The following is a 26,602-nucleotide window of genomic DNA, read 5'->3' on the forward strand; positions in this document are numbered from 1 at the left end:
CGCTCAGGCGACCCCAAGCACCTTCAGCTTCTCGACCAGCTCATCCACGCTGTTCACCTTCACGCCCGCCTGCCGCTTGGCCGGTTCAGTCACCGTCAGCGTCGTCAGCCGCGGCGTCATGTCCACGCCGTAATCGGCCGGCGTCTTCTGCGCGAGTGGCTTGGACTTGGCCTTCATGATGTTGGGCAGCGAGGCATAGCGCGGCTCGTTCAAGCGCAGGTCGGTGGTCACGATGGCCGGCAGCTTGAGCGCCACCGTTTCCAGCCCGCCGTCCACTTCGCGCGTCACGTTCGCCGTATCGCCCGAGACCTCGACCTTGCTGGCGAAGGTGCCCTGCGCCCAGCCGAGCAGCGCGGCGAGCATCTGGCCGGTCTGGTTGCTGTCATCGTCGATTGCCTGCTTGCCGAGAATCACCAGCCCCGGCTGCTCCTCATCGACAATCGCCTTGAGGAGCTTGGCCACCGCCAGCGGCTCGGCCACGCCCTCATGGGTGATCAGGATCGCGCGGTCCGCGCCCATGGCCAGTGCCGTGCGCAGCGTCTCCTGCGACTTCGCCTCGCCGATGGAGACCGCGACGATCTCGGTCGCGACGCCTTTTTCCTTCAGGCGAATGGCTTCCTCGACGGCAATCTCGTCAAAGGGGTTCATGCTCAGCTTGACGTTGGCAAGGTCCACACCGGACCCGTCCGCCTTCACGCGCGGCTTGAGATTGTAATCGAGCACCCGTTTTACGGGGACGAGGATTTTCATCTGCGCTCTCCTTAAGACATTCAAATGTTAGTTGACGTTCACGTTAACGTCAATCGTGCGCGAGACCGGCGAATTCCGCCATGAGGGGCTGGAACTGCTCCATGGGCGGGAAGGTCTCGAAGCTGTGTCTGGCTTTCGTGACCGCCCAGGGCAGCGCTTCCGAGGTATAGGTTTCGAGGAACGGCGGGTCCGTCGGTGGCACGTCCAGCAAGGTGGTACGCACGTTGACGATCTCGTCCATGCCTTCAGGTCGCGTGAACACCCAGCTCAGGCAATGATCGCAAAAGAAATGCCGGGTTGCCCCGTGCAATCCACCGATCACCGGTTCGCCCGCCATCACCTCGAAACGGGCCGAGAAATAGCAACTCGTGAGCGAAAAAGCGCTCGCCGTCATCAGCTGGCAGCCGCGGCAGTGGCAGGCCGCCGTGAACAGCGGCGCTCCGGTCACCCGGAAGCGCAGCTTGCCACAGCGGCAACCGCCCTCTGCCGCGCTCTGCATCAGGCCAGTGCCTTCACCTCGGCCACGATCTTCTTGGCGGCATCGCCCAGATCGTCGGCCGGCACGATGGCGAGGCCGGAATTGGCGAGGATTTCCTTGCCCTGCGCTACGTTGGTGCCCTCAAGCCGCACGACCAGCGGAACCGAGAGGTTCACTTCCTTAGCCGCCGCGACGATGCCCTCGGCAATGATGTCGCAGCGCATGATGCCGCCGAAGATGTTAACGAGAATGCCCTTCACCGCGGGGTCGCTCAGAATGATCTTGAACGCCGCCGTCACCTTCTCCTTGGAGGCGCCGCCGCCCACATCGAGGAAGTTGGCCGGGAACATGCCATTGAGCTTGATGATGTCCATCGTCGCCATGGCAAGGCCAGCGCCGTTGACCATGCAGCCAATATCGCCATCCAGCTTGATGTAGGCGAGGTCGTACTTGCTCGCTTCCAGTTCGGCGGGGTCTTCCTCGGTCTCGTCGCGCAATTCCATCAGGTCCGGGTGGCGGAACAGGGCATTGCCGTCGAAGCCGACCTTGGCGTCCAGCACCTGGATCTTGCCGCCGGCGATGGCTAGCGGGTTGATCTCGATCTGGCTGGCATCAGTGCCGAGGAACGCCTTGTACAGCGCGCCGGCGACCTTGCTGGCCTGCTTGGCGAGATCACCGGAAAGCTCCAGCGCGGCAGCCACGCGGCGGCCATGATGCGGCATGAAGCCGGTCGCCGGGTCGATGGTGATGGTGTGGATCTTCTCGGGCGTGGAGTGCGCCACTTCCTCGATGTCCATGCCGCCCTCGGTCGAAGCGACCATGGCGATGCGGCCGCTGGCGCGGTCCACGAGGAGGGCGAGGTAGAATTCCTTTTCGATGTCGACGCCATCGGTGATGTACAGGCGGTTGACCTGCTTGCCGGCCTCACCGGTCTGGATCGTCACCAGCGTGTTGCCGAGCATGTCCTTGGCGTGCGCCTCGACTTCGTCGATCGTCTTGGCCAGCCGCACGCCACCCTTGGCATCCGGACCGAGCTCCTTGAACTTGCCCTTGCCGCGCCCGCCAGCATGGATCTGCGCCTTCACCACATAGAGCGGGCCGGGGAGCGACTTGGCGGCCTCGACGGCTTCCGCCACGGTCAGCGCGGCATGGCCGGCGGGGACGGGGGCGCCAAATTTCGCGAGCAGTTCCTTGGCCTGATATTCATGGATGTTCATGGGTGCAGTATCCTGAGCCTGAGAAGAGGTTGGCCGCGCCATAGCCCAAGCCGACGCCGGCGTAATTTGCAAAGTTGCAAAATCGACGGTTCGGATACGCTATTTACGCGTGGCCCAGCGCGCCCTTGGACCAAGGCGTCACAAGTCGGATTGGCTGGACGACGTCAGGTGTATGCGTCAGATCGCGCAGCTAATGGCCGAGGCTGTTGCCGCCCGCAGGATTTCGGGATCGCCCAGCGTACTCAGGTGGCGGACCATTTCGCTCACCGTCGTCCGGTTGGGGTCGATGCCGCGTCCATCGGTCAGCGTCGCGATCCGGCGAAGCTGCGCATTGCTCAGGCGATCCGTGAGGGTGCGCGCCATGCAGCCCGCCATAGGCTCACTGAGGCCAGCGCGCACGAGCCCTGCGCGAATGCGACTTTCCGGCGTCGCGCAGCTGCTCAACAAAATGGCTGCGGGCAGGGCGAGGGCGGCAAGCGCGCGGGCGGAGGTGAGCTTCATGCGCGGGAGAGTAGCCGGCCAGAAGGCTCATGCCTAGAGCCTGCGTTTCGGCTGCTCTGTCTTGGCGCACAGGCGGGCGCAGCAACCTCGGTGGGCGTGCCTGCGTGCTGGCCAGCCCGGCCCCGACCGGTTACACATCCGCCGCATCCTCCCTGCTGGAATGCGCAACATGATCGAGATGTTTTTCACCCGTTTCGCCAGTCGCATGGCGAGCTGGACGGGCCAGCCATTCACCTTCGTTCTCGCCTTGGGCATCATCGTCATATGGGGGGTCAGCGGGCCGCTCTTTCAGTGGTCCGATACCTGGCAGCTGGTGATCAACACCGGCACGACCATCGTGACCTTCCTCATGGTGTTCCTGATCCAGAATGCCCAGAACCGCGACGCGAGCGCGATGCAGGTCAAGCTGGACGAGATTATCCGCGCCATCGAGTCCGCGCAGAATGGCTATATCGGCATCGAGCACCTTACGGATGCGCAGATTTGCAGCCTGCGCGATGCGTTGGAGAAGGAAATCGACGCGGTGCCGGAATTGATCGCCCAGCGCCAGGTGGAGCTGAACAGGCTGATCGAGCGCCGCTGACAAAGCAAAACGGGCGCCGTTCGGGCGCCCGTTTCATGTGGAGGACTAATCGCTCAGCTCGGCATGGCCTGTGGATCAACCGGCCAGGGATGGGCCTTTGCGGGCTTCGAAACATCCGGCGATGCCGAAGCATTGGCTTGTGCCTTGCCGGACGACAGCGATTTGCCGATCTCCTGCCGGGCCGTATCCGTCTCGGACGTCTGGCGATGTTCCGCCAGCTTGTCCTTGAGCTCCTGAGCGCGCTTGCGCGCGCGATCCTTATACGGCTCGAGGCGTCCCTCATCGTTCATCTTCTTGAGCTTCGAGCCGATGAAGGCGGCGACCGCTCCATAGAAAAATGTTTTCAGCATGATGCTCTCCTGATTTGCGAAATTTTGCGAAGCACGTTTGCGTTGGCCGGCGAGGCCTTAGCGGCAGCGCACCTCGCCGCGTTCGATCGCTCGGCCCGCCACGGCGCCACCCGCAGCGCCGATGATCGTGCCGATCGTCTTGCTGCCACCGGGCGCGATGATGTTACCGAGAACGCCACCGGCAAGGCCGCCGATGATCGCGCCGCGCGTACCGTCCGGCTTGCGGCAATAGTAGCCGCCGCGGTCGTCGCGATAGATCGGGTCATTGGCGCCCAGCACATAGCCATCATTGTTGGAGGCATAGCCGGGGCCGCCGCCGAGGCCCATATCGCTGCACCCTGCGAGGGTCATGGTCGCGGCCGCGAGTGCGATGGCCGGTGTGCGAAATCCTGCGAAAGTCATGTCCTTGCCTTTCTGATCGTCCTGCCCTTGTTGGCAGACATAACGGCTAGAAGGCGAGGTCGTTCCGAGGGCTCGCAGAACCTGTCCTGCTGCGCGCTCGCGTGCCGGATCAGCTCAGGCGATGTTCCAGCGTCACCTCGGCATTGAGCAGCTTCGAGACCGGGCAGGTCTTCTTCGCTTCTTCCGCGATCCGCGCAAACTCATCGGGGTCTATGCCGGGGACGGTGGCTTCCAGCACTAGGTCTGAGCGGGTGATCGTAAAGCCGCCGTCGCCCTGTTCGAGCTTGACCGAAGCCTTGGTGTCGAGCGACCCGTCCGCATAGCCGGCGCGCTCCAGCGCGAAGGAGAGCGCCATGGTGAAGCAACCGGCATGGGCCGCCGCGATCAGCTCCTCGGGATTGGTGCCGGGCTCATCGCCGAACCGCGTGCCAAAGCCATAGGGCTGCTCCTTGAGCACGCCGGATTGGGTGGTGAGGCGGCCTTTGCCGGCCTTGCCCATGCCTTCATATTGAGCCGATGCTGTCCGGGTGGTCATATGCTGTCTCCTTGAACGCGTTGCGCAATATCGTTGAACGAACGCCCCTGCGCTCGGTTGCCTGAACGGTGGCGTGCCAGGTCGTACCATCTTTGCTGGGGGATTTGGCGACAATGCATGGAGGCGGGGCGTCGCCCGCCAAAGATATGGGCCGGAGACGCCATGCGCTCCGGCCCATATGGGATCGATTGAGTGGACGATGCCCGCTCCTTACTGGCAGGCGAGAGTGCCGAGCCGCAACGTGCCGATGATCCGGGGGATCACTGGCATTATGGGACGCTCTCGATCGTAAACTTGGGTTAAATTATTGGATATAAACAAAAATATTACAAAATCCGACCGAAAGTGTAAACCTTTGAGTGTTTATCAGACTTCAAAGTTCATCTTTGAAGTCTGATAAACGCAACCGCCGAAGGCGGAATTTTGGGGGCTGGGCCCTGTTTCCAGACCATCAGCGCTAAGTTTTGCCGGGGAGGCTGAAGCTTGCCGAATTTTACCCCCTTCTGAGCTAAGACTGCAATCTTTTCCTCCTGATAATGCCTTTGTATAACCATGGTCCACGCTCTGGGGTTGAACGGTCAGTGCATAGCGGCCGACAAACTAATTTGGCCATTTTCATATGAAGCATCCTGATGGCTCCCACTTGATTGGGCACGCTTCGTCGGCAGCGATAACGAGTATAGAGGTTGATATCGAAGTTATCTGCAGCGTTCTGACCCCCCAGGATTGTCCGAAGCCCTAACTCCTGAGAGGAAGGGTCTACGATGAGCAAGACGACGAACAAGTTTGCACCAGAGGTTCGTGAGCGGGCGGTCCGCATGGTGCTGGATCACGAAGGCGACCATCCGTCCAGCTGGGCCGCGATCACATCCATTGCCGAGAAGATCGGCTCTTCGGGGCACACGTTGCTGGAGTGTGTGAAGAAGGCCGAGGTGAACAGCGGCAAGCGGGCCGGCGTGCCCACCCGATGTGGCTGACAAGCTCAAGGCGCTGGAGCGCGAGAACCGCGAGCTGCGCCAAGCCAACGAGATCCCGCGCAAGGCGTCGGCATCAACGGCCTTTACAAGGCCGAGGTGGTCCACCGGCGTGGTCCCTGGCGATCCTTTGAGGCCGTTGAGTACGCCACGCTGGAATGGGGTGACTGGTTCAATAACCACAGGCTCCTCGCGCCTATTGGCGATATACCACCTGCCGAAGCGGAGGAGCGTTCCTACGCCATGCTGGACGACACGCCCCATGGCCGCGTAATTAAGTCGAATGGCCTTGGGAATGTTGGCCGCGCCGCGAGGACCGATGACTTACTTAATTCCTGAATCTTCATCTTCATGCGCTGGACCAAAACGCGGCGAAATCACGCGGAACTCACGCTCCTTGCGGCCGCCGTACTTCAGGATATTGAAGGGTGCGCCGGTCTCTTGGTCGGTGAAGCTCAACTCTTTGTCACCATCGTGCGGGCGGAGGTAAATGTTTACCGACCTCAGTTCTCTAACACCATTCAATCTAAGCGTCTGAATGATGCAGTCCATCGCATCTTGGAAATCGTAGATACTATAGCTGCCGGACATCCTAATGCGCATTTGTCAGTCACCGCCTGCCTTAAACCGGGCCTTGGTAACATCCGTAGCAGAGCCCGAATGCGCTGACGCCTTTGGGCAAGCCTTGGACATACGCGACAGCGACCCGGCCATAACTGGCCAAGCCTCTGCTGCTTGCGGGGTTACCAAGCCCCACGCCGCTTCTCGTCGGCGCATCTCGACTATCGCAGCATGCAGTCTGGTTGTCACCCCTAACTCGATGCTTAGCTGCCATCTATAAGTGCCTCCGCCTAAGCTGCGTCGCGTGCCGGAGATCGATTTTAGCATTCAAGGACTGCCGGACGGCGTAATGCGGTTGCAGGTTACATGATGCCCAAACCCTAATTGCCCTTAGGGCAAGGACGGCTCATTTGAGGTGTCCGCGCAATATGCACATTCGCCCTGGAGTCGGACATTTTCATGGCCAGATGCTCGCCTCCAAAGCGGACGCCCGTTCAGCTAACCTCTTACATCAGTCGGACGGCGCCAGTCGGCCCTCAGTCTAGAAAATCGCCTTACAGAACGTCCTGAAGCTTGTCTGCCCGCTCGTCTCGGGCGAGCGTTGGGCGACATTGTCGATGCCCTCGTCCTTGGCGCGATACATGTCGACATAGCCCTGCGCGAAGGATTCGCTCGCGCCACGATCGAGGAATTGCTGCCTGAACTGGTCGAACGATATCTGCTGGTAGGACACCGGGCGACCGATCACTTCGGAGAGGATCACCGCCTGATCATCGAACGACAGATCCTCCGGGCCGAGCACAGGTAGGTCAGACTGGCCGGTCCAGTCCCGGTCGGTGAGCAGCCGAGCGGCGGCCGTCGCCATGTCGCGGGTCGCGGTCAAGGGGAGCTTGCGGTCGGGCCGGATCGGGCCGACGAACAGGCCCTTCTCGCGGATGACGCCGGCCTGACGGGCCGTATTCTCCATGAAGGAGGGCATTGCCAGGCCGCGATAGGCGACCCCGCTCGCCATCAGCAGATCGTCCATCCGGAGCGAGGTCGTGACGAGGCCGGCACGATCCTGCCAGGGCGTGCCGCGCCCCAGCGCAGTGATCGCGACCACACGCGGGACGGCGTGGCGGCGGATCGCCTTCGCGGCCGGTCGGGTGAAGTCGAGATAGGCCTGCTCCTGCGTCTTCGTCACGTCCGGCGGGGCGAGCCAGAACAGGGCGTCTGCCCCGTCGAACGCGCGATCGACGATGGCGGGGTCACCATGCGATCCCTCGAGTAGCTCGACACGGTCCCGAACGCTCGCGGGCAGCTTGCCGGCATCACGGACGATGAGGCGGAGAGGCGCGCCGGCGTCCAGCAGCGTGCCGACGAGCTTGCTACCGATCTGGCTGGTCGGTGCGGTGATGACGATCATCTTGAATCTCCAATCGATCTGAAAGTCGCCGGTCGCTCAAAGCCGGATCGACAACTCGACCTCGTCGGTGAATGGCAGGGTGATGTAGCCATTCTCGGTCGCGCTCACATGGGCGAGATAGTCCGGGCAATAATCGGCATTGTCGGCCAAGATGACCGCGCCGGGGCGCAGCCGGTCCTCGACCAGCAATAAAATGTCGCCATACAGCGCCTTGGCGCCATCGAGCAGCAGCAGGTCGATGGTCTCGGGCAGGTCGCTTGCGAGCGTCTCCAGCGCGTCGCCCTCGCGAAACTCGATCAGGTCGGACAGGCCGCCTGCGGCGATGTTCGCTTTGGCCGCGGCCACTTTGGACGGTTCGAACTCGCTGGTGATGAGCCGTCCGCCCCCATTGTCGCGCAGCGCCGCCGCCAGATGCAGCGTCGAGAGACCAAAGGACGTCCCGAACTCGACGATGGTCTCTGCCCGCATGGCGCGCGCCAGCATATATAGCAGTCGGCCGGTATCGCGCGACACCGGCAGTGCATAGTCCTTGAGCTCAGCATAAAAGGAGCGATAGTCCGTCTTGCTGCGCATCAGCCGCTGTTGCTCATCCTTCGAAATCGCGGCGAACACCGCGTTGGCAAGCGGAGAATGGGCGTCGGCCTCTGCGAAGAGGCGATCGATCAGTGGCGCCACCGGGGCGCTGACGAGCGTGGTCATGATAGGTCTCCGATGATCGAGCGACTTGGATGTTGCTCGACCGGGAAAATACGAATAATTCGTCGCCTTTCCTATTCGCATTGAATGGATGCCCTAGTGCCGAGCCCCCGGACTGCCAGCGTTTCCTCGAGAAAACAGCCAAAACAGGCACGCTCGAACGACCTTGTTGGAGCAGTGCTGGATGCGGCTGTTCAGGTTTTGACGGCCGAAGGCGCGCAGCGATTCACCACGGCCCGCGTGGCCGAGCGCGCTGGTGTCAGCGTCGGGTCGCTCTACCAATATTTCCCCAACAAGGCGTCGATCCTCTTCCGCCTCCAGAGCGACGAGTGGCGCCGCACGTCCGATCTGCTGCGCGGCATCCTAGCGGACAGAAACAAGCGCCCGATGGTCCGGGTGCGCACGCTCGTTCACGCCTTTCTGCGGTCCGAGTGCGAGGAGGCGCCGATCCGCGGCGCGCTCCACGACGCGGCACCGCTCTATCGCGACGCCCCGGAAGCGATTGAGTTCCGCACCACCTCGGCAGACATTGTCGGCGATTTCATGCGCGAAGTGCTGCCGAATGCGACCGAGGAAGGGCGCCAGCGCGCCGGCGATCTCATCAAGACAACACTCAGCGAAGTAGGCAGCAACTTTTCCTCGACGCCACGAAGCGACGCAGAGATTATCGACTATGCGGATGCGCTCGCCGACATGTTCTGCGCTTATCTGGCGCAGCTAGCGAAGCGCTAGCGGTATCGCGATGCGCGCGCTTCCGAGGCTGCTACCGCCGACACAGAAGTCATCCGAGTGTCCAGATGCGAACTCCGAAAGCTGCCGGTCGGTCACGCCATCCCGCAAGTCAATCATATGCACCGATCCAACCTAAGTGAGATATAGCTGAGGGCGTCACCCTCTGCGGATATGTCATTCAGAATGCAGCCGCTCACAGCGTAATCTGAATGACGTTCCCGGTCGCTGGCTCTCGGTAGAAATCGACGCGAGACCCATTCCAATGATAGTCGAGATGCCGACCCTGGACAGGGTTGGCAGCGCGATCGGGGTAGAAGAGCGCAACGCATTCGCCCCCGGCCTGTCTCCGGCTTGGATAGATCAGACCATCTGACCCAGCCGCTCGAAGATCGGCGCCCAGTCGCTTGCTCTCTGCATAATCGTCAGGACGCAGCGCATCGGCATAGAGTGCTTCGTCGCGCAGATCGTGCGCGATGACATCGACGTCGATGACAATCTCCCGAAACCGGGATGTCCATCCCGGAGGCTCGGCCGTCCTGGCCATGAAGCGCTGGTGATGATGGATCGTTTCAGAGAGAGCGGTTTCGAAACTGTCGGCAACATAGAGGACGCCGAAGTGCCCTGCCGTAAATCGGCTTGGTCGATCGGGACTGAAGTGAGTGAACGGCGCCATGAGATAGCTTGCGCCGGGGCCGCCTACGCGACGCTCGGACGGAATGAGGTCGAGTGCGCCGATTGTCTCCATCAATCGAGGATTGGTCTTCTGCTCTGCGGAAATCAGAAGCGGCCAGTCCGCCGGATGGGCGATGTCCTCGAACAGATCGATCGGCGGATAGGCACTTCGAATGATGCGACGGGCGCTAGTCCATTCGACATGGGCCTGCGCAATCGCCTTGCGGTCAATCACCAGCTGCCGCGCTCAGCATCCAGATAGCGCCGCACGCGCATCAGATCGGTCAGTTCGCCGCCCAACATGATATCGAGTGCCGATCGGCCGCCGAATGCCTCGTTGGTAGACTTGATCCAGCGATAGCCGCGAGCGGGGTCGCTAAAGATGATCCGCAGCGCCTTGTGGATCCCCATCATGTTCGAAAGCCGGGCCTTTCCGTCGCGATCGATCCTGCCCAAATCGCCAGCCTTCCAGCGCCGGTAGGTCCGGAGTGGCAGATCGACAAGGACCGAGGCTTGTTCGTCCGTCAGATCCCACAGCCCAAACAACCTCGTCACCGCACGAAACATAGCGGCGGCTTCTTCGTCGGTGACTGGCTCCGGTCGAAATGGCCAAGGCTCGGTCTCGATCAGTGTTACAAGCGCCATCGTCATCTCCGATTACATAATGGCATTAGATATATAATTTGATGTCAAATGGCAACATGAAAGAGGGATCAGAATGCGTTAGCTATCGTTCCTACCTAACATTCGATACCAAACGCCGCCCCTTAACCGTCGCTGCGCCTCGCGGGATCAACGATCTTGGAGAACGGCATGGCTCTAGCCGCCCCACTTGCAGACATTCAGACCGCTACGTGAGCTTCCCGTTGGCTTTGGGCCTTCCCAATACCTGTCGTCTGTTCAGCTTTCGAAAGGCGGCCATTTCCGTCGATTAAGCAGGGCGACTTGATCGTTATTCCAAGGTAAGCAACATTAGTTTCCAGGCGGAGGGGCGCTTATGGACGAACAGGCATTGAATCGCGTGAATAGCGATAGGCTACAGTCGAGGCAGGTCGACGAACTGATCGGTTTAGCGCGAGGGCTGATTGCCGACGGCTCGATTAATTCCGCTGAAGTGCACTTCCTTGAGAAATGGCTGGTGGCGAATCTCTCCGTTAGCCAGCAGCCCCTCATTGCCACTTTGTACGATCGAGTCAGGGCTATCCTAGCGGACGGGGTGGCCGATTCGGAGGAGTGCAGTGACCTGTTCTCTGCGTTGAGCGCATTTACCGCGGGGGATGCCGAACTGGGCGAAGCTTCCAAAGCGACGTCGCTTCCACTCTGTCACCCCGCGCCGATCGTCACTTTTGAGGGTATGGCGTACTGCTTCACTGGCACGTTCAGTTTTGGACAAAGGAAACATTGCGAAGAGGCAGTGACGTCGAGGGGCGGGACCGGGGGGAGCCTCACCAAGGCAACCAATTACCTTGTGATCGGCGCCTATGCCACCGAGTCTTGGAAGCATTCGTCATTTGGAAATAAGATTCTCAAAGCGGTCGAGATGCGGAATGCCGGCGCTCCCATTTCGATTATCGCTGAGGAGCATTGGGCCGCGCATCTCTAATTACTTCCTGTAGGTCTATGCCGTTCATTGATAGGTGGTTATGAAAGCAACGCCCGCTTATCGTTCGACGCAGAGATCGTCGATGATACGGACGTCCTGACGGCCGTTGTGAGCAGCGCAGCTCAAAACCATTCGGTTTCCCTGGCTTACGTCGAGGCGAACTTTCCAGTGAACACGGCTTTCGAGCTGCACGAAGCGCCCCTCGGGCTCCTGGCTGAATATGTTTCGAAGATCGTGGAGATTGAGGGGCCAATCCATTTCGATGAGATTGTCGCACGTCTGCGCTCACTTTGGGGGTTGGCACGAGCAGGCTCCCGGATCCGGCAGGTGATCGAAAGCGCGGTCGTCGTCGCAAAGTCGCGAGCGTCCCTTGATGGAGGACCATTCTACCTAGCGCCTGGTCAGGAGACCGTTGTTCGCGATCGGTCAATTGTGAGCTCCAACTCCCTACGGAAGCCGGAAATGCTCCCGCCAGCCGAAATCGAACTGGCGGCGATGCAGATTGTCACCGCAAATTTTGGTGCCGGCGTCGATGATCTTGTCCCGGCGATATCGCGAGCGTTCGGATTTTCTGCGACCAGTGCACAGCTGCGGGAGATCATCGTCCGACGGGTGGATGAATTGATCGCTGTGGGACGCCTGGTACAGCAAGCGGGACTGTTGGTTATCCCTCGACCATAGGCGGCGGCTCTAAGGTCCTCTGATAGGCTGCTCACGACTGCAGACGCCAACATTTCAGACATTCTACTGCTCGAAACGGCTTCCTAAAACCTGCCCTGCGTTCATCAAACTGGTATGGTAGCGAGTGACCGAGCTTGGGACTTTGCTGCCGGTCGTCGTTGCTTCTGGGAACGTCCCGTTGCACCGAAACCGGCCATTCGTCAGCCCGCGAGAGCTTTCTCAGCTATGTCAGTGCTGTTGGACGTTCCGAACTGTCCGCTAATAGCTGGCTAGCGAGCAAAACAACCGTTCGTTCAGCCGCGTAGCGCGTCTGCTCTGGGAGCAGAGTGTCGAGGCAGCTTTGTCGGACAATCCGGTAAGTCTCCTTACGAGCCTGACCGCGCCAAGCTGCCCTTCGTTCATTAATCCAATATCCTGTAGGTTAAGACCGATCCAAGCGGTGCTGTTTCCGTCTCGGTTGCGATAAAACGGGACGAAGCTCTACAAAATCTGAAATCACGTATCTTCAGCTTGAAATCATGATGTTGTTCCTGACCTTTGTTAGTAACGCAATCAGCGTCTCCCGTTCCTCGTCGGTCAAGCTTTTCGCTAGTTGATCTTCTTGTCGTTTACTACGCGTCTCGACGACAGACATTTCTTCCTCACCCCTTTTAGTGAGCGAAAGCATTACGCGCCTGCGGTCTGAGGGGGATCGGACGCGGTCAGCGAAGCCTTCGTCCTCCAGTCTATCCAGGATCGAGTTCGTCGCTTGAGGATCGAGATAAAGGGCTTCTGCCAGACGCTTGGGGGAGATGCCCGGATTACACCCTATGATCACGACGGCACTATTAAAGCCGGAAGGTCGCCTGCTGGCGCGCGCCTTGGAACTCGGCCTCAACAGCCGCCAGACCGCCCGCCCGCACAAATGCAGCTGGAACCCGATGTGCTCCCCGAGAAAACCAAACTGCAACGCGTTCTGTGGCTCTGAGCTCATCAGTCACTTCCCTTGGGCGCCAGGCCTTCGATCTTAACCTCCGCCACGAGACTTGGCCACTTGCAAAAAGTTAAGTTCATATATAACTATGAAATGGAGTTATCGGGGAGAGGGCTGTGTTTGGAAGGTTGTCAGGCGCCATGTTACTGGCGTCTGGATTGATCCTGACTGCTGGTGTGGCATATCAGGTATCGGCACAGAGCGATCCAAGCCCCGCGGCCAAAACGAGCGAGCGCGACTGGTGGTCGCCCGGCCTAGACAAGACGATACCTGAGATGCTGACATATCCCAATGTGTGGGGCGAAGTTGGTATCTACACCGTAGGCGCCCCTATCGTCACTAAGGGGCACGCTTTCTTCGAACCAATCGGGGCCAACGGACGCGCCTGCGTCAGTTGTCACCAGCCCTCCGATGGCATGGGCCTGTCAGTCGCATCGATCCAGCAAAGATGGACTGAAACCAAGGGCAAAGATCCGATCTTCGCTATGGTCGATGGCGCCAACTGCCCGACCTTGACACCAGGCGACCCCGCTTCGCACTCCCTGTTGCTCCACCGCGGCCTGTTTCGGATCAGCCTCCCCTGGCCTCCAAAAGACCCTAACGGAAAGGCGATCGATCCCGAATTTACCATCGAAGTCGTGCGCGATCCGACCGGCTGCAACACCGATGCCAGATATGGCCTCACCAGTAGTCAGCCCAGAATATCCGTGTATCGCAGGCCTCGTCCCGTTGCGAACGTCAAATATACGACGCACCAGAATTTCGGGGTCAGCCCGTTCATCGGAAAAAATGGACTGCCGACTGCGCGCGATCCGGAGACGGGCCGCCCCACCAGCATGAACCTGATGAGCGATGCGCGCTTCCCGACGCTCAAAGTTCAAATGCGGGACGCTGCAGCCACGCACCTGGAGTTCAAGGGCCGGCTCACCGCTGCCCAGACGAGCCAGATCGAGGATTTCGAGCGCCGCGTATACGCTGCTCAGGTGAGCATGGCGCAGGCTGGCAGTCTGGTCGAAGCAGACGGCCCGCCGGCATTCGGTCCACGCAATCTTGCGCGTGGCGAGGCCGGTGTGCTCGGCAACAACACGACCCGTTACGTTTTCCCCATGGGGGAAGCTTGGAAAGTCGCCAAACCGAGCGAAACGCGCGAGCAGCGCGCCAAACGTGAAGCCATTCTGCGCGGGCAGGACATCTTCATGTTCCGCACGTTCTGGATCAAGGATTCCATGCATCTCAACACCGTTGGTCTTGGAAACCCCACGAAGCGGACATGCGCAACCTGCCACGGCATGCACATGACGGGCATGGATACCGCCAATGGCTGGATGGATCTCGGCACGACGAATCTGCCTTGGGCAAAGGAAGTACCAGCCAATCCCTGGACCGACCAGAAGGCAGAGATGCCGCTGTTCAAGGTCACCTGCAAAGCCGGGGTGCCGGCGCATCCCTACCTCGGCCGGGTGATCTATACGCAAGACCCCGGGCGGGCCTTGATTTCCGGCAAATGCAACGACGTAGGAACAATCGTGATGCAGCAGTTCCGGGCGTTGGCCTCCCGCGCGCCCTACTTCTCCAATGGTTCAGCCGCCAGCATTCGGGAACTGATCGACTTCTACGATCGGCGTTACAATATTCAGTTCACGGAGCAGGAAAGACTCGACCTCGAGATCTTCCTGGCGAGCCTGTGATGCGGCGCACTGTCATCCTGCGCGGGCTGGCTCTAGCCGCATTCACGCTCCATTCTGCAGCCCGCGCTGCGGAAGATCATCTGGCCTTTGTGTCCTGCCCCATCGTGCGCGACACCAAAACGGTTCCGTGCTGGTTGGCCGAGCATGACGGGGAGACCTACTATCTCGGCATCCAGACGGATGTGAGCGCGCCCTTCTCTCCTCCGTCGCTGGGCCATAAGGTTCTTGTCGAGGGCGAGAAAACGAACGAACCCCGGATTTGTGGCGGCATCCCGTTGCGCAATGTCATTGTGTCCGTGATGCCCGAACGGGCTGATTACTGCCAGACGCTGCTGATGGCCGAAGACAGGTATACTTTGCCCTTTGAATCGCCACGCCCGCCCGGTCCGAGCCGCGGACGGCTGGCATTCTCCTTCCCGGAGCCGGAGAAGGTCGTGCCGCCATACAAAAGCCGCTCGTTCGAGCTGCGCTATGATTTCGACGGCACGGTCGGGTTCCGGCATCCGCGGTTCCTGGTCGCCGTGATGGACTATGCAAGGCAGGTCCAGGCGCGCGCCATCGTCATCAAAGGCTATCGGGGCCGCACGATTCTAAGCGACGGAGATGCGCTGACCGAGCGGAAAGGCCTCTCCGAACTGCGGGCCAGGGAGGCGGCGAGTCTGCTTCAGGGAGCGGGCCTCACTTCCCCGAACTACGTCGTCTCTTGGGACGACGAGCCAAAGACGGGTGATGCGGGTGAGCGGAAGACCGAGATCACCGTCGAGCCGTGACTGTCGCTGGCTGCGCGTCGGTGACCCGGCAGCCGATCACAAGCGTCCGGCGATCAATCGAACATATGACGTGACGAAAATATAAAGTTTCAAGGGAGGGTAATGATGACGAAGAACAGGGAGAATTTGCGCACCACGATGGCGATCAGGGCGAGCCTGATTGCCATTTTGGCATCTCAATCGGCGCTGGTAATGGCGCAGTCCGGCCTGGCGAGCGACGCCACCGACAACGACCTCAACGACATCGTGGTGACGGGCACCAGCATTCGCGGCGTCGCGCCCGTCGGCGCCCCGGTTGTGTCTCTCGATCAGGAGGCCATTCAGGCTCAGCCCGCCACCACAACGGCCGAACTTCTTCGGCAAGTGCCCTCGGTTGTCGGCCTGGGCGCAAACGACCAGTATTTCGGCGGCGCCAATGGCTCTGCCGCGAACATTACCAGCGGCAATGGCATCAACCTTCGTGGTCTCGGGACTACAGCAACACTAACCTTGCTGAACGGCCGCCGTCTCGCACCGGCCGGCACGCAGGCACAATTCTTCGATCCCTCGGTCTTCCCGACCTCCGCGATCGGCCGCATGGAGGTCATGGCGGACGGGGGTTCTGCGGTCTATGGATCCGATGCCGTCGGCGGTGTGGTCAACATCGTCACACGCCGTCCCTTCTCAGGGCTGGAAGTATACGCCAAGAGCGGCATCAGCGCGCGCGGCGATGCGCCCAACCTCATCCTCGGCGGCGTTGGCGGGATCCAGTGGGGCGGCGGCAGCGCGGTCATTTCCTATGAGTATAACCGTCGAGAAGCACTCCGGGCGTCGGCGCGCACACTCTACACAGACGATCTTCGCCCCTATGGCGGCACGGATCAGCGACTGTTCGCGGCAAGCCCGGGGAACATCCAGGTCGGAGGGACACGCTATGCGATCCCGGCCGGGCAGGACGGCACCGACCTGCAACCTTCCGATCTCATTCTTGGCCGCCCCAATCGTGAGAGCGCGTTTCTGGGCGCAGACGCGATTCCGGGTCAGGAACGGCATTCCGTCCTTGCGACAGTCCGCCAGCGGGTGACGCCTGATATCGAGCTTTGGACGGAAGGTTTCTACACCGACCGCAAGTCGGATCGGAAGATTGGTCCCATTACGAGCAATCTCACCGTTCCCCGCAGCAATCCCTTCTTCGTTCACCCGACCAATCCCGCTGCCGCAAGCGTGCTCGTGAATTACAGCTTCTCGGGCGATTTCGGATCGCAGCAGCATTATGGCACGCAACTCGCCTGGCAAGGTGCTGCCGGGTTTGAAGCCAATCTCGGCTCGGGCGTGACCCTGAGTGGCTACGGCTCCTACAGCGGCAACGACGATGAGCGTCACCAGCCCGTTCTGAATATTCCCCAAATGCAACAGGTGCTGGCGGATACATCCCCGCTGACCGCGTTCAATCCATTTGGGTCTGGCGGCCAGAACAACCCTGCGACGCTCGACCGGATTCTCGGTTTTCGCGACATTGGTGTCGAATACCGCATGGCGGACTTCGGCATCAAACTGGACGGGCCGCTCTTTGACATAAGCGGCGGCGCCGTGCGCTTTGCCGTGGGTGGCGAATATCAGGACCACCATCTCAACAGCTACTTCCGCGATAATGCCAATACCGCAAATGTCGGCACGATCAGCTATCGGCCCAGCTACACCAAGCGCACCGTGAAGTCGGTCTATGGTGAGCTGTATGTTCCGCTTGTCAGCGGCTCCAACAGCACACCAGGCATCGAAGAGCTGTCTGTCGCTGGCGCCGTGCGCTATGATGACTACAGCGACTTCGGCTCGACGGTGAACCCAAAGCTGTCGTTCAACTATCGACCGTTTACGGGGCTATCGTTCCGCGGCACCTACGGCCGCTCTTTCCGAGCGCCAACCCTGTCAGACATCGATCCGTCGGTTCTGACGATCGCGTTTCAGGACTTCACGGACCCGAGTTCTCCGTCGGGTCAGACCCGGACGTTGTGGGTGCGCGGTTCCAACCTGGACCTTGGCCCCGAGCGGGCGACCACGTGGTCGCTAGGCGCTGATCTCGCGCCAATCTCCGTCCCGGGACTGCGCATCGGCCTCACCTACTTCAATGTGAACTACAAGGATCGCATCGAGGGGCCTGGCTCTGACGTGCTGGCCTTGACGCCGGCCCGCGAGCCGCTGCTGGGCAATCTCGTCGTCCGCAACCCGAGCGCGGATCTGGTCAATTTCTGGCAGAACTCGCCTTACTTCTACACCGGCGTGAAGGAAGATCCGACCACCATCGGCGCCTATGTCGATGGCCGGAAGGTCAATGTCGGCCTGCTGGACACGGACGGGCTGGAAGGCACGATCGATTATGCCATCGATGCCGGCACCGGAACGATCAACCTCGGCGTGGCGGCGACCTATCTGCTCAATTACAAGCGCAAGATTGCCCCTAATTCTGTGCTCGAGCAGGATCTTGATACGATCAACAATCCCTCGTCACTCAAGGGGCGTGGTACGCTAGGCTACCAGTCCGGTGGTTTCGCCGGCAATTTCTACTTCAACTACACGAAGGGCTATCTGAACGATTCCGTCGTGCCTGGTGCTGAAGTGCCCGCCTATTTCACCACCGACATGAGCTTGCGCTATACGATCGACGAGCCGGCAGCGTTTGGCCTGAATGGCGTGACCTTCAGTCTGGACGTACAGAACCTGTTCGATCGCGATCCTCCGATCGTCCTCTCTGGCAATCTGCCTTATGATGCACAGGTCGCCAGCATCATGGGTCGCTACATTACGGCTGGTGTGCGGTTCCGCTGGTGATCGCTGAACGCGACGGCGGCTGCACCATGCCTCCGCCGTCGCGCCGTTGAGGAGATCGGCCGCCAGATGATGGGCCGGCGGTAAAAACTAGGAGAGGTCTGAATGTCCAGGTTCATGAGCGCCTTGCTGCTCAGCGTCACCATCGCGACAGCGGCGTCAGACCCGGCGGCTGCCCGCGTCAGCCGTATTGATGTGAGCGAAGTGAAGGCAGCGTTTGGCGGCAAGAGCTTTGGCGCGGTCGGTAGTTATGAGTGGGTGCGCGCCGTGGCGCATTTCGAGGTGGATCCAAACCTTCCGGCTAATGCGGGCGTCAAGAACCTACAGCGCGCGCCACGCAATGCCCAAGGTCTGGTCGAGATGGATACGGACGTCTGGATCTTGCGCCCGACCAATCCGTCCGCCGGCAACGGACACCTGTTCTATGAGCCGGTCAATCGAGGGCGCCCGCTGTCGTTGGGCCAGTTCAACGGCGCTGCCCCGGCGCCGCTCGATAGCCCGGAAGCCGCCGGCGATGGCTTCCTCATGAAGCAGGGCTATACGATCGTGTTCAGTGGTTGGCAGCCGGGCTATCCCTTGGCCAAGGCGCAAACCATGGCCGTGGGCTATGGCAGCCGCTTGCCGGATTCAGGAAGCCTCAAGGCCCGGCTCCCAATTGCGCGGGGTACCAACGCCACGCCGATCACTGGCCGTGTGATTGAAGGAGAGGGCTTTGGTGGACAGGCCGGCGATCGCAAGATCTACCTGACCTATCCTGCTGCGAACGTCGCGGACAAGGGCGCCTATCTGCGTGCCGTAGGATCCACAGAGCCGCTGCGTGACGGCAGTACCTGGCGCTATGTGAACGAGCTTGAGGTGGGAGTCATGCGCCCCGCTGGCGCTGGCGGCCCTGTCGAGTTCGTATATGAGGCTAAAGATCCGTTCGTTTATGGTCTCGCGCTCACCTCCATGCGCGATCTCATGTCCTTCTTCCGGCATGAGACTGCAGGCAACCCGTTGCGCGAAAATGGCCGTAAACCCCTGACCAAGACCTTTGCATTCGGCGCCTCGCAGACCGGGCGCACGGTCAAGACCCTCGTCTATCTGTTCAATGACGACGAGCAGGGCCGGCAGGTCGTCGATGGCGCGTTCATCCACATCTCGGGCGCCAGCCTCAACTCGCAGAACGAGCCGTTCGGTCGGCCCGGCGACAAATACGGCGCCTTCCCGTTCACCTATGCCGCCATGTTCGATCCGATCAGCCGGCAATATGATGGCGTGCTGATGCGCTGCTCGGCGCTGGGCACTTGCCCTAAGATCATCCACACAGACTCCGAATCCGAGATGTCGTTCGGCACGAGCCTGCTCTACACGGACACCAAGGGAGAGGATGTGCAGATCCCCGACAACGTCCGCGTATACCTTCTTGCGGGCACGCAGCATGGTCCCGCCCGGAAGGCGGAGCGGACGATGTGCAAAAATCTGAGCAATCCGATGCCTTATGCGCAGCCCATGCGCAGCCTGCTCGTGGCGCTGGATCAGTGGGTCACTGCCGATCGCGCCCCGCCTGCCAGTCGACACCCCATGCGCAGCGACGGGACGCTGATCAGCCTGGCCGAGATGCAAGCGCGCTTCCCGAAAATTCCGCAAATGGTCGTCGACACCAGCTTTCAGACCTTCAATTTTGCTGATCCCGCTTCAGGCGATCTTGTCGAGGGCCTGACCTACCCCGATTATCGGCTGAAGACCGACGCCGATGGTAACACGGTCGCGGGCATCCACAATGCCGAGCTGATGGTGCCGCTCGGCACGTACACTGGCTGGAATCCTTCGGCGACGGGGTCCGGACTTTGCCCCGCCACAGGCTCCTTCGTGCCGTTCGAGCCGACAAAGGCGGCGCGCGAAAAGCTTGGCGACCCGCGTCTGTCCATCGCAGAACGCTACCCGACCGTTGACGCTTATGTTGCTGAAATGCGCAAGACGACACAAAGCCTCGTGGCGGAACGGTTGATGCTGCCCGAAGATGCTAAGGCGATCATGGACGGCTCGGCAAAGCGCTATGCCGAAGCGATGAGCGGATCGGCAGGAGCCACAGCCGGCGCGCGCTGAGATCCGACATGGACACCAGCCGGCGATCCCTCATCAAGTTTGCCGTGGCCTCGGGCCTGGCGCTTGCGCTGAAACCTGGCCCGGGACGTGCCACAGCGACGCCTCGTTCGGGCTCCGGCTTTCAGCCGATGCCGTGCCTCCTGCTGGATGTGAGCGGGCGCGCGACCGTTTTCCTCGGCCTAAGCGAAATGGGGCAGGGCGTCGCCACGATGGCGGCCATGCTTGTTGCCGAGGAACTGGATTTTCCGCTGGACCGGCTCACGGTCGAGCAGGCACCCGCCGACCCTGAACGGTTCGGCATCGGCGGGCGACAGGCCACCGGCGGCTCCACATCCGCGCGCTCCGCCTGGGAGCCCATGCGGCAGGTCGGCGCGACGGCACGCGCCATGCTTCTCGACGCTGCCGCGCGCCAGCTGGATGTCCCCAGAGAAGAGCTTGAGACGACTGCGGGCGTCGTGCGCCATCCGCCGACTGGCCGGGAAGCGCATTATGGTGAGTTGGCGACTGCGGCGGCATTGATGGACGTTCCCGCATCCGTCAGCCTGAAGGCACCGGCGGATTACCGCATTATCGGCCGGGATGCCCACCGTGTAGACGGCGCCGCAATCGCAAATGGTAGCATCCGCTACGGGATCGACGTCAAGGTGCCGGGCATGAAGGTCGCGGCGATCGTGACCAGTCCGGAAGTCGGGGGCCGGCTCCTCGCGCTTGATGAGGCGCCGGTGTTGCAACTGCCGGGCGTGATCGCCGTGGTGAAGCTGGATGATGCCTTTGCCGTCGTTGCCGACCAGTCCTGGGCGGCACTGAGCGCTGCGAGATCGGTGAAGGCGCAATGGTCGCAGGGCGTCGCGGTGCAAAGCCAGGACGATGTGATGCAGGGCCTTGAAACCGCACTGAACGCGCCCGGCGCGATGGCCTTTTCGAGCGGTGACCCGCAAGCGGTGCTGGCAGCGAACGACCGGCGGATCAGCGCGACCTACAGCCAATCCTTCCTCGCGCACGCACCCATCGAGCCGCTGAATTGCACGGCGCACGTCACGACGAACAGGTGCGAAATCTGGACTGGCACGCAGGTGCCCGGCCCTGCGCGCGACGCGGTTGCGCAAAAGCTGGGCCTGCCGGTCGAGCAAGTGGTGCTTCACAATTTCCCGATCGGCGGCACATTCGGGCGGCGGCTGGATAATGACTTCGTTCTGCGTGCCGTGGATGTGGCACAAAAACTGCCCTGGCCGGTCAAGCTGTTGTGGAGCCGGGAGGAGGACTTCAGGCAGGATTTCTTTCGTCCCGCCTATCTGGATCGACTCACCGCAAGCCTCGATGAGAACAACAAGCCTGCTGGCTGGTCGCATCAAATTGCCGGCTCCTCCGTCTTCGCGCGCGTCGATGCCCGCATGTTCAAGGATGGTGTGGATCTCGGCGCGATCCAGTCTGCGATCGACATGCCATATGCGCTGCCGGTCCGCGACCTTTCCTATCACCGCGCGGAAAGCGGAGTGCGGACCGGGTCATGGCGCGGCGTCGGGCGCGCCCGCACCCTGTTCCCGCTGGAGAGCTTCGTCGACGAACTGGCTCATGAGGCCGGCGCTGACCCTATCGATTATCGCCGCCGGCTGATCGATCAGCCGAGGCTGCGCCATGTACTCGACGTTGCTGCCGAGCAGGCAGGATGGGGCGAGGCCTTGCCAACCGGGGAGGGGCGCGGCGTCTCGGTGCTCTGGGGCTTCGGCAGCTTCGTGGCGCAGATCGTCCATGTGGCCATGCTGCCCGACACGCCGCTGCGCATCAGGCGCATCGTGTCCGCCATCGATTGCGGTCGACCGATCAATCCCGACGGCATTCGTGCCCAGATGGAGGGCGGCATTCTCTTCGGTCTGTCCGCCGCGCTGAGCGAGGCCGCACAGGTGGACAAAGGCCGCATGGCCGCCACGAGCTTCGCCAATTACCGCCTCCTGCGCATCAATGCTGCGCCGCCAGTCGAAGTACACATCGTGGCGAGTGAGGAGGACCCGCGCGGCGTGGGTGAATCCGGCGTGCCGGGGATCGCCCCCGCGCTTGCCAACGCGATCTTTGCCGCGAGCGGCCGGCGGATCAGGGCGCTGCCGCTTGCAGCGAGCGGGGTGTAAGGCATGATGAGTGGGGCACGGTTGAGCGGCATTCTGGGCAAAGCGCTTCTCGCGATCATGGCGGCGTCGCTGCTCGCGGCGTGCAGCAAGGCGCCTGATATCCATGCGCAGTTGGTGGACGACGCCAGTATCGGTGATGTTGCGCTCGCCGGGGACTGGCTGAGCCATGGGCGGACCCACGCCGAGGATCGCTTCAGCCCGCTCGATCAGATCGACCGCGAGAGCGTCGCGCGTCTCGGGCTCGCCTGGTCGCTGGACCTGCCCTCCAAGGGTGCCATGGAAGCAACGCCGTTGGTCTGGAACGGCATCATCTACACGACCGGGAGCTGGGGCGTCGTCTATGCCGTGGATGCCCGCACGGGCAAGCAGATCTGGTCCTATGATCCCCAGGTGCAGGGCCGAGCCGCCGAGGCGATCGTCTGGGATCGCAACCGCGGCGTCGCGCTGTGGAACGGCAAGGTTTATGTGGCATTGGTCGATGGTCGACTGATCGCGCTGAATGCCAGAACGGGAGCGAAAGTCTGGACCGCGCAAACCTTCGACCGTAAGCTGCCGCTGTCGATTACCGGCGCGCCGCGTGTCTTTGGCGGCAAGGTCATCATCGGCAATGCGGGCGGCGATGTCGGCACCCGGGGCTTCGTTTCGGCTTATGACGCGGAGACGGGCAAGCAGGCCTGGAAATTCTACCTCGTGCCCGGCAATCCCGCAGATGGCTTCGAGAACAAGGCCATGCGAATGGCGGCCAAAACATGGACCGGCGAATGGTGGAAAATGGGCGGGGGCGGCAATCCCTGGAATGCCTTTTCCTACGATCCTGCCTTGCGCATAGTCTATGTGGCGACAGGCAATGGCGGGCCTTGGAACCAGCATGTCCGCAGCCCCGGCGGCGGCGACAATCTGTTTCTGGCCTCGGTGGTCGCGCTCAATGTCGATACCGGCGACTATGTCTGGCACTATCAGGAGACCCCGGGCGACAGCTGGGACTTCGCCTCGGCCATGGACATGATCCTGACCGACCTGCCGATCAATGGCCAGGTCCGGCAGGTGCTCATGCATGCGCCGAAGAACGGCTTCTTCTACGTGCTGGATCGCAAGACCGGACAACTGCTTTCGGCCGAAAAGATCGTGCCTGTCACCTGGGCGAGCCATGTCGATCTCAAAACCGGGCGACCGGTGGAGGCGCCGAACATCCGCTATGGCGATGGACCGGCGGTCATTGCGCCCACGGGCGCCGGCGCGCACAACTGGCAGCCCATGTCCTACGATCCAAGACGGCAGACTGTTTTCATTCCCTATCAGATCAACAGCGCCAGCTATCAGGACGCGCCAGATCTTGCCTCCTATCGCTTCGTAGCAGGAAAGTTCGATCGTTCGGCACGACTGAGCCCGGCCGGGCCTTCCAGCACGGGCCTGCTGGCTTGGGATCCTGTCCGCCAGCGCGAGAAATGGCGCACTGTGGATCCGACCCCGATCATCGGCGGCACCATGACGAGCGCTGGCGGGCTCGTATTCTATGGGCGCCCTGATGGTCAGTTCATTGCTGTGGATTCCGATACCGGCAGGGCGGTGTGGCAGCGCTATGTCGGCGGCGGCATCGTCGCGCCGCCCGTTTCCTTTGCGGTCGATGGCAAGCAATATCTCGCGGTGTTGACCGGCGTTGGCGGTGGTGCGGCCAATGCGGGTGGCCCGATCATGGCCAGCTATGGCTGGCGATACGGAGAAGGCCGGCGGCTCCTGGTGTTCACGCTGGACGGCCACGCGCCCATGCCTGCAGCACCCCAGGCCGACCCGCGCTTCATTCGTCCACCGATTGCCGTCAACCGGCCTGCCGAGCGGCGTGGCATGGCACTCTATGGCGACTATTGTGCGATCTGTCATGGTGGACAGGCGGTCAACGGCGGCACCACGCCGGATCTGCGTGCTTCTTCGCCGGAGGTGATCGACATGCTGCCTCAGATATTGATCAAGGGCGCGCTGACACCCGCGGGCATGCCGAGCTTCGCGCATGTGATGACCGAGGCGGAGGCGCGCGACATCTCGGCCTATCTCAAGGCGCAAAGTTTCAATACCTCCAGCCCTGTGAAGCGCTCTTCACTCTCGCGCTGATCCGAAGGATTTGAACGTTCTGATAACAAGGCAGTGCTCCCCATTCACCGGCGGGAGCTCCTGTAATCTCTTTGCAATCGAAACTCGCGGGCTGCTGCGTTTCTCGTGGCGAATATGACTTTCCTAGAAGAAGAAGGTCAGGACCGCGTAACCGAATTGGCCGCCCACACTCTAGCCTATCATCTCGCCTGTCCGCAGATCAAACAAGCGCTCATCGCTGTATTCGAGATGATCGCTGCTGCCATCGCCGCGAACACGGATGGCGATCAACGCGCCGTTATCCGGAAGTCGCCGCTGTCTCCGGCGATCGTGTCCCAACTACAAAGCTGGCTGAATCAAAATGCCGATCCGCTCCGCGCACCGATGGAAGCCGGCCAACTCCTGCATTTTGCGGCAGCTCGAATCATTTCCTGGAACTCGTCATCGTCGATTCGGTCGCTCTCCAGAACGGATTTTCTGCAGGATGCTTTGGCAGACTGGGTCAATGGCCGCCCATACCATTAAATCGATCACCACATGGCCGATCTCGATATCAGGGTGAGCGGCGACCGGGCAACGGTCGAAGATGCGGTTGCCTTATGTGAGGGGGCGTTCGCATACGATCGAGCGGTGATCACTGCCTTACTGGCCAACTTAGCCGAAAGCATGGATGAAGTCCTCTTCGCGGATCTCTCAAAGCTTCAAAAGCAAACTAAATATGGTCTGACCGATCCGTCCGCGCTAGCTTTCACGGAGGCCGGTTTCGCAGACCGGATCGTTGCCAATTTTTGTCTGTGCTATGGAACGGTGTTCGCGACCGCGAGGGCGTTCGTACGGCTTGTCGGCATCAAGCCACAATCCCTGCCCTCCAAGCCTACCCCTCATATTTTTCGGCCGTTGCCAAGGAACTTGCCGCTTGATGTGGCGCGGCCGTTGATTCGGCAGACCGCCGGCTTCAGTCGGAACCTGCCGTTCGACACATCACCCCGGAACGGCAGAAACGTCCCAGGGTCTGTCGATCCCTACGCCGCGACAGCGTGCTGAACGAACGGTAGGTTTTAGGGAGTCGTTTGAAGGGGTGGAGTGTCGGCTATGTTGGCGAGATCTGCCGTGCCCGCAACTACCGAATTATCAGTCGGGCCCGACGACCGTTAGCGATCGCGTGGGCCTTGATTTTCTGCAGGCGCGTGTTCGGGGGCATCAGATTCAGATCCACAACGACTTCTTCGCCGGTAGCCAGATCGCGGATCACCACATCCACTTTCGAGCCAATCGCGTCGGATGCAGTCATCGGCCAGAGCCGTTTGGGGTCAACATCGTTGCGGCTCACTTCAAGAGTGCCAAGCCTGTGCTCCGACCACTGGTTGACGAGTGGATATCCCTTTGTACGTAAACGGGTTGCCCAATTCGTTTCTGAGACGAGACTGTCGAGAGCGCTCTCAACCTCTTCGAGAATGCTCCACCGAGGAGCGGCGCCTCTCGACATGATGTCATACAGGAGGCCGTCTATTCGGTCCGTCGGCCGTTTCACGGCGCGGCCCGCAGAAGTCATTCTGTCTCGAACACGCGTCGCAAACTGCTTTGATTGGCCGACGTAGACAATCAAACCTTCGGCGCGGTGATCAATATCGTCAGCCCGCGTCGGATCATGAATGGCATAGGTGATCCAGATGCCTGGCCGGCTGGCAGATGCCGCGAGCGCAAATTGGGCATCGACCTCGGCTCTAAAAGCGGGTTCGCGATAATATCGAGTGAAGCCTTTCACGGCCACATTATGCCCGAACCGCTCGCCTTGAGATACGGCCTTCGCAACAACCATTAAAGGCCGGCGAAGCGCGCCCATTCAACATAAAAATCGATTGGCGCGCTTCCGGCCTTCAGCCCCTGAACAAATGGCCGCTGTCAGGGCACATAGGTGCGGACCTGGATGTCC

At 61.1% G+C, this 26,602-nt stretch carries 26 protein-coding genes and 2 pseudogenes; 14 read left to right on the plus strand and 14 right to left on the minus strand.

From position 1 onward, the window contains the following. Window positions 1-3: 3 nt before the first annotated feature. From M2343_RS00765 to M2343_RS00780, 4 genes are all read right to left on the minus strand, one after another. Window positions 4-750 (minus strand): electron transfer flavoprotein subunit beta/FixA family protein, encoded by a 747-nt coding sequence (locus M2343_RS00765; protein ID WP_181560332.1) that lies wholly within the window; start codon window positions 748-750, stop codon window positions 4-6. Window positions 751-799: 49 nt separating this feature from the next. Then, the gene (locus tag M2343_RS00770; protein WP_181560331.1) at window positions 800-1,249 is read right to left on the minus strand and encodes a GFA family protein; all 450 of its coding nucleotides are present in this window, start codon (window positions 1,247-1,249) and stop codon (window positions 800-802) included. After that, entirely contained in the window at window positions 1,249-2,445 is a 1,197-nt protein-coding gene (gene sucC / locus M2343_RS00775; protein WP_264575221.1) for an ADP-forming succinate--CoA ligase subunit beta, read from the minus strand. Before sucC ends, M2343_RS00770 begins: the two co-directional genes overlap by 1 nt. Before the next feature lie 177 nt (window positions 2,446-2,622). After that, window positions 2,623-2,808, minus strand: coding sequence for a hypothetical protein (locus M2343_RS00780; protein ID WP_264575222.1), 186 nt, complete (start codon window positions 2,806-2,808; stop codon window positions 2,623-2,625). Window positions 2,809-3,115: 307 nt separating this feature from the next. Between M2343_RS00780 and M2343_RS00785 the strand changes: the two genes are divergently transcribed. Beyond that, complete coding sequence (locus tag M2343_RS00785) at window positions 3,116-3,529, plus strand: low affinity iron permease family protein (protein ID WP_413715996.1); 414 nt, start codon at window positions 3,116-3,118, stop codon at window positions 3,527-3,529. A 53-nt stretch (window positions 3,530-3,582) separates the two neighbouring features. Here the strand turns inward: M2343_RS00785 and M2343_RS00790 are convergent, their stop codons facing one another. From M2343_RS00790 to M2343_RS00800, 3 genes are all read right to left on the minus strand, one after another. Continuing rightward, window positions 3,583-3,879, minus strand: a complete 297-nt coding sequence (locus tag M2343_RS00790; protein WP_264571027.1) for a hypothetical protein — start codon at window positions 3,877-3,879, stop codon at window positions 3,583-3,585. Between the two features lie 57 nt (window positions 3,880-3,936). Beyond that, window positions 3,937-4,281, minus strand: coding sequence for a glycine zipper 2TM domain-containing protein (locus M2343_RS00795; RefSeq protein ID WP_181560327.1), 345 nt, complete (start codon window positions 4,279-4,281; stop codon window positions 3,937-3,939). Window positions 4,282-4,390: 109 nt separating this feature from the next. Beyond that, window positions 4,391-4,816 (minus strand): OsmC family protein, encoded by a 426-nt coding sequence (locus M2343_RS00800; RefSeq protein WP_264571026.1) that lies wholly within the window; start codon window positions 4,814-4,816, stop codon window positions 4,391-4,393. Between the two features lie 764 nt (window positions 4,817-5,580). On the opposite strand from M2343_RS00800, the pseudogene M2343_RS00805 reads away from it, so the two are divergent. Beyond that, window positions 5,581-5,866, plus strand: a pseudogene (locus tag M2343_RS00805) (transposase); the annotation flags it as partial. After that, window positions 5,860-6,129, plus strand: a pseudogene (locus M2343_RS00810) (hypothetical protein); the annotation flags it as partial. The pseudogenes M2343_RS00805 and M2343_RS00810, both read left to right, overlap by 7 nt. On the opposite strand, the gene M2343_RS00815 reads toward M2343_RS00810, so the two are convergent. From M2343_RS00815 to M2343_RS00825, 3 genes are all read right to left on the minus strand, one after another. Next, on the minus strand, window positions 6,115-6,381 hold the full coding sequence (locus M2343_RS00815) for a hypothetical protein (protein WP_264575223.1): 267 nt from the start codon (window positions 6,379-6,381) through the stop codon (window positions 6,115-6,117). The pseudogene M2343_RS00810 and the gene M2343_RS00815 overlap by 15 nt on opposite strands. A 511-nt stretch (window positions 6,382-6,892) precedes the next feature. Then, window positions 6,893-7,756, minus strand: coding sequence for an NAD(P)H-binding protein (locus M2343_RS00820; RefSeq protein WP_264575224.1), 864 nt, complete (start codon window positions 7,754-7,756; stop codon window positions 6,893-6,895). A gap of 36 nt (window positions 7,757-7,792) precedes the next feature. Beyond that, window positions 7,793-8,455: an O-methyltransferase gene (locus M2343_RS00825; RefSeq protein WP_264575225.1), complete on the minus strand. Its 663-nt coding sequence runs from the start codon at window positions 8,453-8,455 to the stop codon at window positions 7,793-7,795. A gap of 174 nt (window positions 8,456-8,629) precedes the next feature. Here M2343_RS00825 and M2343_RS00830 point away from each other — a divergent pair, with 174 nt between their 5' ends. Beyond that, complete coding sequence (locus M2343_RS00830) at window positions 8,630-9,184, plus strand: TetR family transcriptional regulator (RefSeq protein WP_264575226.1); 555 nt, start codon at window positions 8,630-8,632, stop codon at window positions 9,182-9,184. A gap of 193 nt (window positions 9,185-9,377) precedes the next feature. Here M2343_RS00830 and M2343_RS00835 read toward each other — a convergent pair whose 3' ends face one another. Next, window positions 9,378-10,091, minus strand: coding sequence for an RES family NAD+ phosphorylase (locus M2343_RS00835; RefSeq protein WP_264575227.1), 714 nt, complete (start codon window positions 10,089-10,091; stop codon window positions 9,378-9,380). Next, window positions 10,088-10,501 (minus strand): MbcA/ParS/Xre antitoxin family protein, encoded by a 414-nt coding sequence (locus M2343_RS00840; protein WP_264575228.1) that lies wholly within the window; start codon window positions 10,499-10,501, stop codon window positions 10,088-10,090. Before M2343_RS00840 ends, M2343_RS00835 begins: the two co-directional genes overlap by 4 nt. A gap of 352 nt (window positions 10,502-10,853) precedes the next feature. On the opposite strand from M2343_RS00840, the gene M2343_RS00845 reads away from it, so the two are divergent. Together M2343_RS00845 and M2343_RS00850 are read left to right on the plus strand one after the other, a co-directional pair. Further along, the gene (locus M2343_RS00845; RefSeq protein ID WP_264575229.1) at window positions 10,854-11,459 is read left to right on the plus strand and encodes a BRCT domain-containing protein; all 606 of its coding nucleotides are present in this window, start codon (window positions 10,854-10,856) and stop codon (window positions 11,457-11,459) included. A gap of 168 nt (window positions 11,460-11,627) precedes the next feature. Continuing rightward, on the plus strand, window positions 11,628-12,140 hold the full coding sequence (locus tag M2343_RS00850) for a DUF3320 domain-containing protein (protein WP_264575230.1): 513 nt from the start codon (window positions 11,628-11,630) through the stop codon (window positions 12,138-12,140). A gap of 505 nt (window positions 12,141-12,645) precedes the next feature. On the opposite strand, the gene M2343_RS00855 is transcribed toward M2343_RS00850, so the two are convergent. Continuing rightward, complete coding sequence (locus M2343_RS00855) at window positions 12,646-13,113, minus strand: MarR family winged helix-turn-helix transcriptional regulator (RefSeq protein ID WP_264575231.1); 468 nt, start codon at window positions 13,111-13,113, stop codon at window positions 12,646-12,648. A gap of 158 nt (window positions 13,114-13,271) precedes the next feature. Between M2343_RS00855 and M2343_RS00860 the strand changes: the two genes are divergently transcribed. The 8 genes from M2343_RS00860 to M2343_RS00895 all read left to right on the plus strand — a co-directional run bounded on the left by M2343_RS00860 (window position 13,272) and on the right by M2343_RS00895 (window position 25,713). Beyond that, window positions 13,272-14,801, plus strand: coding sequence for a hypothetical protein (locus M2343_RS00860; protein WP_264575232.1), 1,530 nt, complete (start codon window positions 13,272-13,274; stop codon window positions 14,799-14,801). Then, window positions 14,801-15,571: a hypothetical protein gene (locus M2343_RS00865; protein ID WP_264575233.1), complete on the plus strand. Its 771-nt coding sequence runs from the start codon at window positions 14,801-14,803 to the stop codon at window positions 15,569-15,571. The genes M2343_RS00860 and M2343_RS00865 overlap by 1 nt, the downstream gene beginning before the upstream one ends. A 105-nt stretch (window positions 15,572-15,676) precedes the next feature. Further along, entirely contained in the window at window positions 15,677-18,376 is a 2,700-nt protein-coding gene (locus tag M2343_RS00870; protein ID WP_264603849.1) for a TonB-dependent receptor domain-containing protein, read from the plus strand. Window positions 18,377-18,478: 102 nt separating this feature from the next. After that, the gene (locus M2343_RS00875) at window positions 18,479-20,461 is read left to right on the plus strand and encodes an alpha/beta hydrolase domain-containing protein (RefSeq protein ID WP_264575235.1); all 1,983 of its coding nucleotides are present in this window, start codon (window positions 18,479-18,481) and stop codon (window positions 20,459-20,461) included. Window positions 20,462-20,469: 8 nt separating this feature from the next. Further along, complete coding sequence (locus tag M2343_RS00880) at window positions 20,470-22,584, plus strand: xanthine dehydrogenase family protein molybdopterin-binding subunit (protein WP_264575236.1); 2,115 nt, start codon at window positions 20,470-20,472, stop codon at window positions 22,582-22,584. 3 nt (window positions 22,585-22,587) lie between these two features. Further along, entirely contained in the window at window positions 22,588-24,690 is a 2,103-nt protein-coding gene (locus tag M2343_RS00885) for a PQQ-dependent dehydrogenase, methanol/ethanol family (RefSeq protein ID WP_264575237.1), read from the plus strand. A gap of 114 nt (window positions 24,691-24,804) precedes the next feature. Continuing rightward, window positions 24,805-25,194, plus strand: a complete 390-nt coding sequence (locus M2343_RS00890) for a hypothetical protein (protein WP_264575238.1) — start codon at window positions 24,805-24,807, stop codon at window positions 25,192-25,194. Window positions 25,195-25,206: 12 nt separating this feature from the next. Next, window positions 25,207-25,713, plus strand: a complete 507-nt coding sequence (locus M2343_RS00895) for a hypothetical protein (RefSeq protein ID WP_264575239.1) — start codon at window positions 25,207-25,209, stop codon at window positions 25,711-25,713. Window positions 25,714-25,789: 76 nt separating this feature from the next. Here M2343_RS00895 and M2343_RS00900 read toward each other — a convergent pair whose 3' ends face one another. Further along, window positions 25,790-26,512 carry a hypothetical protein gene (locus M2343_RS00900; RefSeq protein WP_264603850.1) on the minus strand — a complete coding sequence of 241 codons (723 nt, stop codon included), beginning with the start codon at window positions 26,510-26,512 and terminating at the stop codon, window positions 25,790-25,792. Window positions 26,513-26,602: the final 90 nt, after the last annotated feature.

It is taken from the genome of Sphingobium sp. B8D3B (assembly GCF_025961875.1).
Classification (GTDB): Bacteria; Pseudomonadota; Alphaproteobacteria; order Sphingomonadales; family Sphingomonadaceae; genus Sphingobium.